The 12,756-nt window shown below is 62.9% G+C and carries 12 protein-coding genes; 9 read left to right on the forward strand and 3 right to left on the reverse strand.

Translation table 11 applies throughout. From position 1 onward, the window contains the following. The first annotated feature begins 2 nt into the window (after positions 1 to 2). Complete coding sequence (locus AC1RTP_RS02285; RefSeq protein ID WP_498604397.1) at positions 3 to 770, forward strand: alpha/beta fold hydrolase; 768 nt, start codon at positions 3 to 5, stop codon at positions 768 to 770. Here the strand turns inward: AC1RTP_RS02285 and AC1RTP_RS02290 are convergent. Further along, positions 751 to 1,263 carry a hypothetical protein gene (locus AC1RTP_RS02290; RefSeq protein ID WP_498604398.1) on the reverse strand — a complete coding sequence of 171 codons (513 nt, stop codon included), beginning with the start codon at positions 1,261 to 1,263 and terminating at the stop codon, positions 751 to 753. The genes AC1RTP_RS02285 and AC1RTP_RS02290 overlap by 20 nt on opposite strands. A gap of 103 nt (positions 1,264 to 1,366) precedes the next feature. On the opposite strand from AC1RTP_RS02290, the gene AC1RTP_RS02295 reads away from it, so the two are divergent. The 4 genes from AC1RTP_RS02295 (at position 1,367) to AC1RTP_RS02310 (ending at position 7,429) form a co-directional block, all read left to right on the forward strand. After that, positions 1,367 to 2,080, forward strand: a complete 714-nt coding sequence (locus AC1RTP_RS02295; RefSeq protein ID WP_498604400.1) for a M15 family metallopeptidase — start codon at positions 1,367 to 1,369, stop codon at positions 2,078 to 2,080. Positions 2,081 to 2,149: 69 nt separating this feature from the next. Further along, the gene (tssM, locus tag AC1RTP_RS02300; protein WP_498604401.1) at positions 2,150 to 5,713 is read left to right on the forward strand and encodes a type VI secretion system membrane subunit TssM; all 3,564 of its coding nucleotides are present in this window, start codon (positions 2,150 to 2,152) and stop codon (positions 5,711 to 5,713) included. After that, entirely contained in the window at positions 5,710 to 6,666 is a 957-nt protein-coding gene (tagF, locus tag AC1RTP_RS02305; RefSeq protein WP_498604403.1) for a type VI secretion system-associated protein TagF, read from the forward strand. Before tssM ends, tagF begins: the two co-directional genes overlap by 4 nt. Positions 6,667 to 6,679: 13 nt before the next feature. Next, a complete protein-coding gene (locus AC1RTP_RS02310; protein WP_498604404.1) occupies positions 6,680 to 7,429 on the forward strand; it encodes an OmpA family protein in 750 nt (249 codons plus the stop codon). Positions 7,430 to 7,435: 6 nt separating this feature from the next. Here the strand turns inward: AC1RTP_RS02310 and icmH are convergent, their stop codons facing one another. Continuing rightward, on the reverse strand, positions 7,436 to 8,182 hold the full coding sequence (gene icmH / locus AC1RTP_RS02315; protein WP_498604406.1) for a type IVB secretion system protein IcmH/DotU: 747 nt from the start codon (positions 8,180 to 8,182) through the stop codon (positions 7,436 to 7,438). Beyond that, entirely contained in the window at positions 8,179 to 9,483 is a 1,305-nt protein-coding gene (gene tssK, locus AC1RTP_RS02320; protein WP_498604408.1) for a type VI secretion system baseplate subunit TssK, read from the reverse strand. The genes icmH and tssK overlap by 4 nt, the downstream gene beginning before the upstream one ends. Before the next feature lie 164 nt (positions 9,484 to 9,647). On the opposite strand from tssK, the gene AC1RTP_RS02325 reads away from it, so the two are divergent. Genes AC1RTP_RS02325 through AC1RTP_RS02340 form a run of 4 tightly spaced genes read left to right on the forward strand, consistent with a single transcriptional unit; the run spans position 9,648 to position 12,723 of the window. Beyond that, a complete protein-coding gene (locus tag AC1RTP_RS02325) occupies positions 9,648 to 10,229 on the forward strand; it encodes a hypothetical protein (RefSeq protein ID WP_498604410.1) in 582 nt (193 codons plus the stop codon). 10 nt (positions 10,230 to 10,239) lie between these two features. Beyond that, positions 10,240 to 10,734 carry a type VI secretion system contractile sheath small subunit gene (gene tssB / locus AC1RTP_RS02330; RefSeq protein WP_498604411.1) on the forward strand — a complete coding sequence of 165 codons (495 nt, stop codon included), beginning with the start codon at positions 10,240 to 10,242 and terminating at the stop codon, positions 10,732 to 10,734. Position 10,735: 1 nt separating this feature from the next. Then, positions 10,736 to 12,217 (forward strand): type VI secretion system contractile sheath large subunit, encoded by a 1,482-nt coding sequence (gene tssC, locus AC1RTP_RS02335; protein WP_498604412.1) that lies wholly within the window; start codon positions 10,736 to 10,738, stop codon positions 12,215 to 12,217. A 14-nt stretch (positions 12,218 to 12,231) separates the two neighbouring features. Continuing rightward, the gene (locus AC1RTP_RS02340) at positions 12,232 to 12,723 is read left to right on the forward strand and encodes an Hcp family type VI secretion system effector (protein WP_498604414.1); all 492 of its coding nucleotides are present in this window, start codon (positions 12,232 to 12,234) and stop codon (positions 12,721 to 12,723) included. The last annotated feature ends 33 nt before the right edge of the window (positions 12,724 to 12,756 follow it).

Genomic DNA, 12,756 nt, shown 5'->3' on the forward strand with positions numbered 1-12,756 from the left:
GCATGCCATTGCTGGACTTGGGTAAGGCGCAACTGAATTACCAGCTGATCGAGGGCGATTCGCGCAAGCCTTTACTGGTGTTCTTGCACGAGGGCCTGGGTTGCATCGGCATGTGGAAGGAATTCCCTGAGAGGCTGTGCGCGGCAACCGGCTGCCCTGGCCTCGTATATGACCGGCAGGGCTTCGGTTTGTCGTCGCCGCAGCCGGCGCAGCGCACCGTTCATTACCTGCACCAATCGGCGATGCTGGAACTACCGGCCCTGATCGAGCGCCTGGCCCCAGGCCGCGAGCATATCGTGGTGGGCCATTCGGATGGCGGAAGCATCGCCCTGATTTACGCGGCTGGACGGCCACAGGGACTGCGCGGTGTCATCAGCGCGGCAGCGCACGTGTTCGTGGAAGACATCACGATCGAAGGTATCCGCGCTGTGCTGGCCGCACACGGCTCCGGAAAAATGCTGCGTGCGCTTGCACGTCATCACGGCGACAAAGCGGCGACGGTTTTTTCATCCTGGGCCGATACCTGGCTGGCACCCTGGTTCAGGCAGTGGAATATCGAATACCTGCTGCCGGCGATTGCCTGCCCATTGCTGGCAATGCAGGGCAGCGACGACCATTTTGGGTCCGGCGCGCAGCTGGACGCCATCGAATGCGCCACGCCCGGTGCGCGCCAATTGCTGTTGCCTGACTGCGGCCACAGCCCTCACCTTGAACAAGCAGAAGCCACCCTTCAGGCGATGGCGGCTTTCATCAATCCTTTGGCGGGGTAGACATCGGCTTCTGCCCGTTGGCGTGCTTGAGCATGGCCGTCAGCAGGGTGACATCTTCGTCGCCTTCGGCCGGCGCATTGTTGCGTGGCAGGCGTGGTGGCGGCAAAGCCGGCTTGGCCGGGTGAGGGCGCACGGCGCGTGGTTCGGGTCGCGCCACAGCTATCGCGGGCGGCTGCTGCACGGATGGAGTTGCATGCGCCGGTTCGTTGACGATGGTCGCCGCCTGCGAGTCTGAGGCGGCGTGGACCCTGGCCATTGCAACTGGCGCCAGCGCGGAATGCGATGCAGGCGCGCCAACATCTTGCAGCCACCCCCACGCGGCGGCAATGATGGCAAACAGCGAGGCGACAGCCGCGAAGCGCGCCCGCTGCACGGAATTCCAGCCTTGCCACTGCCGCGCCACTGTTGGCACATGCCCACCATTGGCCAGCCGCGTCAGGATCCGATGGCTATCGTCCCTTTGCGCACCGCCTGCAAACAAGTCGGGCTGCATAAGTCCTCCCAAAGCTTGATTTGGCTCGTCATGTCTGATCCCGAGCCGGCATAGGATGCAAGTGTCGCGCAGCGTATGCGCATTCGCATTGACGGAACGCACCATGTTGTTATTTATCGTGGCATGCATTTTTATCGCAGCCTGCGCAGGTGGCTGGCTGTTGCTATTCCCTCCAAAGCTGGCGCCAAACCCGCGCCGGCGCCGCCTGTTTTTGCTCGGTTCCGGCGCGGTGCTGCTGGCGGGAACGCCGCCGCTGCTGGTGCGCTTGCTGCGTCCGCGCTGGTCGCTGCCTGCGTTCGAAGACAGCGGTCGTCCCGCCGATCCGAAAATCACAGCTTTGCTGCAAGGCGAACAGCTTGTGCCGCCGCCGCCACTGCCGCCGCTGGTTTTCTCCGCTGCAGATGTGGACCTGCTGCGGCCTATGTTGTCGCAAGCTGACCGCGATTGGCAGAGATTGGATAAGGATTTTGCCCAGCGCCTGCTGGCGGTATTCAATGTGATGCGCGAACGCCACGGCTACGAAATGGCGCTGCTGGAGGGGTACCGCAGCCCGGAGCGGCAGGAGCGGCTGGCTGCCGCCGGCAGCCATGTCAGCAACGCGCGGGCTTTCCAGAGCTTCCATCAATATGGACTGGCCGCCGATTGCGCCTTTGTTCGCGAGGGCCGGCTGGTGATCAGCGAACGGGATCCCTGGGCCTTGCGCGGCTACCAGCTGTATGGCGAAGTGGCGGAAGCTGCCGGCATGGTATGGGGCGGCCGCTGGACCATGATGGATTTTGGCCACACAGAATTGCGCACACACGATACCAGGGCTTGAGGCGGCTCAAGAAACGTCGTTCGGCTTGATGGCAACATCAGTCAACCTGCCTCTCTCCTCCAGTCCATCATGTGGCAAAGAATCTGGTACCTGCTGACCGATTGGCGCGTCCTGAATGTGCTGGCCTTTGTCCTGCTGGCAGGTCTGCTATTCCTGGGCGCCGAGTTCCTGCAACTGGCGCTGATCTGGGCCTTGCTTGCGATCGCGGCTCTTGCCGTGCTGGCACTGGCCGTGCGGGGTGCACGGCGCTACTTGGCCTACCGGCGGGAACACGAGCCTGAGCCTCCAGTCGAAACGTGCGCCCAGGCCGACCTGGAAGCGGTGCGCAGCGCGATGCTGGACGCTGTCGGCACCATAAAAAACTCGCGCCTTGGCCGCGCTACGGGCGCTCGCGCGCTGTACGAACTGCCCTGGTATATGGTGATCGGCAACCCGGCGGCGGGCAAGAGCAGCGCCATTACACAATCCGGCCTCCAGTTTCCGTTCGCGGACGCGCGCGCGATCCAGGGCGTAGGCGGGACGCGCCAATGCGACTGGTTCTTCACGGCTGAAGGCATCCTGCTCGACACCGCCGGACGCTATGCGGTGCAAGCGGCCGACCGCGAGGAATGGCATGGCTTCCTTGGACTGTTGAAGAAGCACCGCCGGCGCGCGCCGGTCAACGGCATCATCATCGCAGTCAGCATCGCCGAGTTGCGTGGCGACGATCCGGAGGCCGTGCTGCAGCTTGCACGCAGCCTGCGCCAGCGCGTTCAGGACCTTATCGAAAAGCTGGAAGTCTTCGCGCCCGTGTATGTGATGTTCACCAAAGCGGACCTGATAGCCGGCTTTGCAGACTTCTTCGCCGATGCGGAACTGGCGGAGCGCGAACGGCCCTGGGGCGCGACCATGCCGTTCAGGCAAAAGGCCGGTTGCCGCGAAATGCTGGCATTTTTCGAACAAAGCTACGATGAACTATGCGACGGCTTGCGTGAAATGGCCGTCGCCATCATGACCCAGCGCCGCCGCGAACTGGTCCCGGCAGGCGTGCATACCTTTCCGCTTGAATTTGCGGCCCTGCGTGCGTCGTTGAAGGCTTTCCTGGCCACCCTGTTCGAGGACAATCCCTTCCAGTTCCATCCTGTTTTCCGGGGCTACTACTTCACCAGCGCACTCCAGGAGGGACAACCCCTATGCGCGCAATCGCTGCGGGTGGCGCAGCGTTTCGGCCTGGCGCGGCCGGCTGATGCGGCAACGCGTCCGCGCATCCAGACCGGATATTTCTTGCCCCGGCTTTTTCGTGACGTGATTTTCGCCGATAAGAATTTGGTCTCGCAGTATGCGACCCGCAGGCAGCGCCTTCTGCGCAACGGGTCGCTTGCCACGGCTGTGGTGCTGCTTGGCATGGTGCTGGGAGCATGGACCTGGTCCTATTCGGGAAATGCGCAGCTGGTCGCCAATGCCGCAGCGGATCTGGAAAAGGCCGTCAAACTGCAGGCGCAGCGCCCGGACCTGCAATCGCGCCTGGAAGCACTGCAACTGCTGCAAGACCGCATCGAGCAAATGGACAAGCTGGAGCGAGAATCGCCATGGCTTTGGGGAATGGGACTTTCCCAGCGCGGCGCGCTGGAACGAAAGCTGCGTAGCGAATACTTCAAAGGCATGTCTGAAATCCTGCTCAAGCCCGTGGCCGCGAGCCTGGAAAACCAGCTGTTTGCCTTGGGCCGTCGCGAAGCAGGCAATGTCGAGGATTCCTATAACGCGCTGAAGGCATACCTGATGCTGGCCGATAAATCCCACGCCGAAACTGGTCACCTGGGTGACCAGTTGACCCGCCATTGGCGCGGCTGGCTGGAGGCCAATCGCGGTGCCATGCCGCTCGAGGAGCTGCTGCGTAGCGCGGAAGGATTGATTTCCTTCTACCTTTTGCAGCTTTCGGATCCAGCCTGGCCTCGACTTGAACCAAAACTCGCGCTGGTCGAGGCGGCGCGTGAGCAGTTGCGGCAAGTGGTACGCGGCATGACGGCCCGCGAACGTGTTTATGCCGAGATCAAGGCACGTGCAAGCACGCGTTATCCCGCGATGACGGTGGCGCGCATCGTCGGTGAACAAGACCGCGAGCTGGTACAGGGCAGCCATGCGGTTTCGGGCGCCTTCACGCGCGAGGCATGGGAAGGATATGTGCGCGACGCTATCCGCGAGGCGGCCAACAGCTCGCTGCAATCGAGCGACTGGGTGCTGAAAACGGCGGAACGCACCGACTTGACGCTGGAGGGCAGCCCGGAACAGGTGCAAAAGGCACTGATCGAGAGCTACAAAGTCGAATGCAGTAAGGAGTGGCTGGCTTTCCTGCAAGGCGTTGCCATCGCCAGCATGTCGGACTTCCCCCGCACGGTCGATGCGATGAATCGCCTTGGCGACCCTGCCGCCTCTCCGTTGCTGAAGGTTTGGAGCGCCGTGGCAGCGCAAACCAGCTGGGATATTCCGTCTCGTGCAGCGGACAGCGTGCAGCATGCCGATAGCGGTTTGGCGCAATGGCTTAAAGCCCGCCTGTTTGAACGCGCCCCGGCAGGGGGCGCAGTCGCAGCCGCATTGCCGGCTCCGCAGGCAGGCGCGTTGGGACGTGAGTTTGCACCTGTGGCGGCTATGCTGGCGAGCCGCGACAAGGATGGTTCCATGATGCGGGCTTACCTCGAACATCTGTCTCGGCTGCGCGCGCGCCTGAACGGCATACGAAACCAGGGCGACCCGGGTCCCGGTGCGCGCCAGCTTATGCAGCAGACGCTCGAGGGCAGCGGTTCCGAACTGGCCGATGCGCTGCGCGATGTGGATGAACAGATGATGGCGGGACTGGAGGAGCGCCAAAGGCAAGCGATTCGGCCGCTCCTGGTCAGGCCCTTGATCCAGGTCTTTGCGGGGCTGGTGGCGCCAGCCGAAGCGGAGATCAACAAGACCTGGCAAGCACAAGTCTACGAACCGTTCATGCGCACGCTGGCCGCAAAATTCCCATTCGCGCCGGCTGGCAGCGCGGAGGCCAGCCAGGCGGAAATCGCTCAGGTCTTCGGGCCGGAAGGGGCGATCGCAAAATTCGCCAGCGCCTCGCTGGGAGCCCTGGTACTGAGGCGCGGTGACGTGATGGCGCCGCGCACCTGGGCTGAGATGGGCATCAGCTTCACGCCGCATACCTTGCAACGCTTCCCGGGCTGGATGGCTCCCGTGGCGGCAGGCGGCGTGGCGTCGGCTACGCAGACTGTTTTCCAGCTGCTGCCGCATGCAGGCAGTGGGCTGGCGGAGTATTCGATTGAGATAGACGGACAATTGCTACGCTTCCGCAATGGCGTGCCGCAATGGAGCAATATGGTCTACCCGGGGCCACAGGGAAGCAGCGGCGTGCGGATCAGCGGTGTCACGGAGGACGGCAAGGTGGTGGAGCTATTCAGTGAAACCGGCGCAACTGGCTTGCGGCGGATGATCGACTCCGCCAGCCGCACGCGCAAGGAGGAGGGCGTGCATGAACTGCGTTGGAGTAGCGGCGGCGCATCGGTGACGGTGGAATTGCGCATCACCAGCACGCCGGGCAGCACGCCCGAAGATAACGGCTTCCGCGGCATGCGGCTGCCTGAGACTGTAGTTGGCAGGAGGGGAGCGCCATGACTGTCGCGGCGCCACGCATTGCATATTTCGGCAAGCTGCCAGGCTGCGGCGACTTTGTGCGCTCGCCTGGCGACCAGGTGCTGGTGGAGTTGATGGACCAATGGCTAGCGACAGTCATGCAGCGTCTTTCGACCAATCCGCGCTGGCGCCAGCATTACGATGCCTGCCCGCCGCTGGACTTCGCCTTTGCTGGAACGCGTTCGCGCCAGGTGGTCAGCGGCCGCCTGTTGGCCAGCCGGGACCAGTCGAAACGCCGCTTCCCTTTTGTTTGCATGGCGGTGCACCAGGTAGCAAAGCCGCGCGACTTCCTGCCTTGCAGTCCGATGGCGTTGGCGCCGACGTGGGAGGGGCTGGCAATCGCCGCCGGCGTCGCCTGGGCGGCGGCTGGGCGCCCGGTCGACGGCATCCAGCCGGTGCCGGTAACGGAAGTGGCGCTGGCGCAGGCGAGCTTTGATGAATATCTCGTCGGCGCATGCCTGGCCGGCCTGGAAGCCGCGCTGGCGCCGCCCCCTGCCGCCATGTCCATGCGGCAGTTGCTTCTTGCATTGGGCTTGCTTTTGTCGCCCCTGCGCCAGCAAGGACCGGTGCCATCGCGCTGCTTGGCCCTGCCTTTGCCGCATGATGCAGCGCTGCGCCCGCAGGTCGCCGCATTTTGGATGACGCTTGCCGCTCCAATGCTGGCGCGGCAGGATCTGGAGTTAGCCTTATTCCTGGCGCCGGTCGCCGGCCAGCCCTCGCTGGTGCTTGGCCTGGACGGCGCCAACCCGGCCAGCCTGGGAGCCGTCATTGATCCGGATGCCAGGAGGGAAGGCATGGTGCAGCTCACGGACTGCGCCTGGGTGGAGGGCGCACTGCAAGGGGACGCACCCTTGCTGCGCCTTGCCGCATGCCTCGAGCAAGGGCAGCTTGGCCTGCCTGCCGCGATACAACTGTTCCAGGAAACCTTCTGCTGACAAGGAGCCCGGCATGCGCAAACTGGCTTTGACCCTTTGCCTGGCCGCCGGGGCGCCCGCACTGGCGCAGGTGGCGCCGGTCACCGTTGCGGGCACCGTGCCCGACGAGGCGACCAAGTCCGCCATTCTGCAACGGGCGCGCGCCCTGTACGGCGCCGCACGCGTGGTGGATCAGCTCGCGGTGGGTAATGTCGTGGCGCCGCCCAACTGGAGCGCGCATATGCAAAAGCTGCTCTCCGAGCCACTGAAGCAGGTCAGCCAGGGGCACCTGACGGTGGAGGGCAACCGCGTTGGAATCCGTGGTGACGTAGCCAACGAGGCACAGCGGCAGCAAGTGGCCAGCGACCTGGCCAACAGCCTCAATCCCACCTTCACCATCAGCAACGGCCTGCGCGTCAATGCCCCTGCGCAAAAGCTGCTGGATACCGCTTTGGCGCGGCGCATCATCGAATTCGAAAGCGGACAGGCCGTGATCAGGCCATCGGGCTTGCAGATCCTCGACGAAATGGCGGCGGCGATGGCGCAGATCGGCGGCCGTAAGGTGGAAGTGATCGGCCACACCGACAATACCGGCGCGCGCGAAGCCAACCTGGCGCTAAGCCTGGCGCGCGCCGCAGCGGTGCGCAGCTACCTGGCGGCCAAGGGCATCCCGGCTGCAAGTGTTGCGGTGGCGGGAGCGGGTCCGGATCAACCGGTCGCAGATAACTCCAACACAGAAGGGCGCGCGCGCAACCGCCGTATCGAGTTCCGCGTCATCGACTGAGACGAGTCAAGGCAAGCTTACTGAGAGCGTGGCTGGGCGCGGCGGCTGTTTCACGACGTCCTGGTAGGCAGCCATGGTGGCGCCGGTCGAGTTGTCCAAGGTAAAACGCATGATGCCGAACGATGCCAGCGCAGCCAGGACGAACACACCACCGGCTATCCATATCGGGCCATTGCTTTGCAGCTTGTGGGCGACGTTGTCGGGCCGCGCTGCGCGTGGAGCGAAACCTTTACCGTGACCACGCAGGTGCGCAATCTCGTCGCCAAGCCGCGCGGCGAGATAGGCCAGGCGATCGGCGCCGTCAAGTGCATAGCGCCCTTTGAAGCCAAGCAGCAGGCACATATGGAATACCTCGAGCGCCTGCAGCCTTTCACTGCCCCTCAGCCGCAGATTTTCAAGCTTTTCGAAGAAGTGCTCCCCCGCCAACTGATCTCCGAACAGCAGCAATTGCAGCGGCCTGCGTTCCCAGGCGTCGCGTAGTGGAAAGGCTGATGCCAGGATGGTCTCGTCCAGAGCGGCGCAGAAGGCGTATCTCGCGGCTTCGATATCTTCCGCCGCGATTTTCAGTTCGCGTGCGGCATTACTGAAGTCGTCGAGGAAGCCGTGGATGGCCGCCGCGAATTCGGTTTCCCCAGGGGGGACGCTGCCATGCCGTAAAAGTGAAAGCATATGGAAGCCTTCGTGCATCAGGTCCACCAAGTCCGGGGTACGCTGCTTGGGTGGCGCGGCGCGCCGTTCGATGAATTGGCTCATTTGGTCACCACCAGGAGTTCGAGCCGCAGTTCCTTGATCCCTGCGGGCACGTAGATGGAAATGGACTGTGCCTTGAGCATCTGCTCATACAGCACGCCACGGTTCTCCAGCGCGAAATAGCACGTATCGGGACGCACGGGAATTGCAGACGGCACTTGAGGCGCATGGACAAGTGTCACGCCGGGCATGGCGGACAGCACGCATTGTTCCACATCGTCCGGCGCACCTGCTTTTACACGCAGCGGTACAGCATCGACCAGTTCCAGGGCCGGCACGGCGGCCGCAATAGCCAGGTAGAGCGTGGCGTCGGCGCCGATCTTGCCCGAATCGAGCTTGCCAATGTGGTAGCCGGGCTTTTCCTCGCGCAGGGCAATCGAGAAGTAGCGCGCCGAGATGACAGTGTCGAGCAGCTCGCGAATCATGCCATCCAGTTGCAGGAAAGATGGCCCGGGTGCAGCGTGGTCGTAAGCCGGCCGGTTACCCAGGTGGACAAGGCGCGAATAAGTCATCAGGCCACCCGCCAGGCCGAGCATTGCCTGGTAAAGGCGCTCGGGATGCAGGGTGGGATGGCGCAGCAGGTGCAGCAGCGTGGCGGCCGAGGTGGAGACGGTGTGCAGCAGCCAGAAGGAAGAAACATCGCCGCTACGGAACTCGATGACGTTGCGGCTTGGTTCGCGCATATGGCCCTGCAGTGCGTTTGCCTTGGCTTGCAGCGCATCCATCAGCTGGTCCAGGAGTAGCTTGAGCCGTGGCGTGGCGGCTATGCTGATGGAGGGAGGCATGAACGACGCGTCGATTTCGAAGCTGCCGGAAACGACGCGGCGCAGGCGCAATAAGGGAAAACTGTCGTAAGCGCCGCGCGGCTCAAGGTCGGACACCAGGCGCACCTGCTTGCGCAAATATATCAGGCCGGCCGGCAAGGCATCGCTGAACAAGTCCTCTGTCTCGCGTTGCGCCTGCTGGAAGCGGTCATTTTCCTGCGACGGCATCGCGGCGTGAAAGAAGATTTCTTGCACTTCCGCAGGCAAGGTACCCAGGTCAATGGCCGGAGGCAGCGGATCGCTGGCCGGCGCGTCAAACAACTCGCCTTCGCGAAAGATGGCGCGCAAGGCAAGCAGGCGCAGTTTGCCGTTCGCCAGCGCCGCCTGGTCCCATTCGATTGCCTGAACGCCCCACAGCATTGGCTGAGCGGCCAGCGCGGTGGCGTGCACGCGCGCTTCGTGATAGCGGTCTTGCTGCTGGAAGTGCTGCGGGCGCAGGAAAAGGCCTTCGCTCCAAAGGATCTTCGCTGGTAATGTCATGCCGGCCTCCTTGTTTGAAGATTCCATTAAAGCTGCGCATTTGCAGGCTGCGTTTGCGCGCGCTCAAACAGCGGCGCAGTGATGTAGGGGGACTTTGAGACAGCGCAATGGCAAGCCCGCACATCGATCCAATAATGGCCTTCACTTTGCGGAAGGAGAGAACGATGCGCAGATCATGCACTGCAGTTTTTGTCGTCGCGGCCTTGCTTGCAGGCTGTGCCACCGAAGAGCCGCTGCAACGCAGCGACAAAATAGCCCTGAGATCCCTTGAGAGCATGCTGGCCGATGCGGACCGCGCCGCTGCCGCAGGCCAGCACGAAAAATACCAGGCGGCGTTGAAAGCTGCGGCGACAAGCTACCCCGCCGATAAGGCTCCCTGGCTGCAAGTGGCTCAAGCGCGATTTGACCGAGGCAGTTACAGCGAAGCGATCGTGAACGCGCAGGAAGCATTGCAGCGTGACCCTACCGACAAGCAGGCACACAGCATCATCGCCGTCAGCGGCCTGCGCCTGTCCACCCGTTCGCTGCTGGAACTGAGCCAGCAAAGCAACCTCGGTGGATCGGTCCGAAGCGAAGCGCAGGAACTGGCACGCACCCTGCGTACGGCGCTTGGCGAAGACGTGCTGGTGCCGGTAGCCGGGGCGCCGCGCCAACCAAAGAAAGCCGCGGCGCCCATCAAGCTGCAGTCGCCGCGCAGCACCACCAACCCGTCTACCGCAGCCGATCCTTTCGGCGCCCTCAAATAGGAGCATGCAAATGACAAACCGTGACAGTGTGCAGAAGCGCTTGACAAAAGTGCGTCCGCCGCGCGTGCAGATGACCTATGACGTGGAGGTTGGCGATGCGATGGAAAACAAGGAACTGCCTTTTGTGGTCGGCGTCATGGGGGACTTCAGCGGCAACCCGACCGCTCCGCAAAAGCGGCTGAAGGAGCGAAATTTCGTCAACATCGACAGCAGCAATTTCGACGAAGTGCTGGCTGGGGTTAATCCGGTGCTGAATTTTCAGGTGCCGAACCGGCTGGGCGGGGAGGGCGAATTCCCGGTGGAGCTTCATTTCAAAGGCATGCAGGATTTTCGCCCGGAAGCCATCGTGCGCCAGGTCGAGCCCCTCAGCAAACTGCTCGAGGCGCGCAGCAAGCTGGCGGACCTGCGCAACAAACTGGCCGGCAACGACCGGTTGGAAGACTTGCTGACCGATGTGCTGAAAAACACGGAAGACCTGGCGGCCATCGTGCCCAAGGAGGAATGAGATGAGCGCGCAACTGAAAGCAGCGGCGCAGACCGCGTTGGAAGAGGGCGACCTGCTGGACCGCATCGTCGAGGAAAGCAAGGTCGCCAAATCCAGCAGCGAGCATGAACGTGCGCGCGACATCATCAGCGAGCTTGCGCGGCAAGTGGTGAAGGGCACGGTGCAGATGTCGCATAACCTCTCCGCCACAATCGATGCACGCGTGGCGGAGTTGGACCGCATGATTTCGGACCAGTTGAGCGCCATCATGCACACCCCGGCATTCCAGAAGCTCGAGCAGAGCTGGACCGGCTTGCATTACCTGGTTGGCAGCACGGCTACCGGCCCGTCATTGAAAATCCGCCTGCTGAACGTGAGCAAGCGTGAACTGGTGCGCGACTTCCAGAGCGCACTGGAATTTGACCAGAGCACCATTTTCAAGAAGGTCTACGAAGAGGAGTTCGGCACCTTCGGCGGCTCGCCATATGCCGCGCTTTTGGGCGACTTCGAGATTTCGCGGCAACCCGAAGACGTCTATTTCATCGAGCAGATGTCGCACCTTGCCGCCGCGGCCCACGCGCCCTTCATCAGCGCCGCCTCGCCGGAGCTCTTCGGCTTGGAGAACTACGGTGACCTTGGCAAGCCGCGCGACCTGGCCAAGGTATTCGATACCGTGGAATACGCCAAGTGGAAGGCCTTCCGCGAATGCGAGGACTCGCGCTACGTCGGCCTGACGCTGCCGCGTTTCCTGGGGCGCCTGCCGTTCAATCCCGTCGATGGCACCACCGTCGAAGGCTTCAATTTCGTGGAAGACGTGGATGGCCGCGACCACCACAAATACCTGTGGTGCAATGCCGCTTATGCCTTCGGTGCCCGCCTAACCAAGGCGCACGAGGAATTCGGCTGGTGCGCCGCCATTCGGGGTGTGGAGGGCGGCGGCCTGGTGGACGACTTGCCGACCCACACCTTCAAGACCGACGAGGGCGAAGTCGCGCTGAAATGCCCGACCGAGGTGGCGATCACCGACCGCCGCGAGAAGGAGCTGAGCGATCTGGGATTCATCTCCCTGGTCCACTGCAAGAACACCGCCTATGCCGCCTTTTTCGGCGCCCAGTCGGCGCAGAAGGCCATGCGTTACAGCTCGGAGGCGGCCAACGCGAACGCGGTGCTGTCCTCCCAGCTGCAATACATCTTCGCCGTATCCCGCATCGCGCATTACATGAAGGCCATGATGCGCGACAAAATCGGCAGCTTCGCAGCCGCCTCGAATGTGGAAGATTTCCTGAATCGCTGGCTGATGAAATACGTCCTGTTGGATGATAACGCCAGCCAGGAACAGAAAGCGCAATTCCCCTTGCGCGAAGCTTCGGTGCAAGTGAGCGAGGTTCCGGGCCGGCCCGGCGTGTTTCGCGCCGTCAGCTTCCTGCGTCCCCATTTCCAGCTCGACGAGTTGACCGTTTCCCTCCGCCTCGTGGCGGAACTGCCGCAAACCACCAACTACTGAAAAGGAGTATTGCAATGGCAATCGACGTATACCTGCATATCGACGGCATCAAGGGCGAATCGGCCGATGAGCGCCACAAGGACTGGATCGAATGCAAATCGGTCAGCTGGGCCGTGGAGCAGCCGCGTTCCGCCACGTCCTCGACCGGTGGCGGCCACACGGCCGAACGCTGCGAGCATCACGACGTGGTGATCACCAAACTGGCCGACCTGGCCTCGCCCATCCTGCTGCAAACCTGTTCCGCCGGACGCACCATCCCTCGGGCCAAGCTTGAATTCATGCGCGCCGATGCGCAGGGCGAGCGGGTCAAGTACTTCGAGATCGAACTCGATAACGTGCTGATTGGCGCGGTGTCGCCCTCGGTGAGTGAAGGCGACATCCTGACTGAAGAGGTGGGCTTCAAGTTCTCCAAGGTGCGCTGGAAGTACACGCAGCAGCGCATTTCCGGCGGCATGGGCGGCAATACATCCGGCGGATGGGACCTGGCTTCCAACCGCATTGCCTGATTCTGGAGGGAGTTGCGGCTGCGGCGCACATGC

The sequence above is a fragment of the Pseudoduganella sp. GW821-FHT11H04 genome (genome assembly GCF_058807935.1).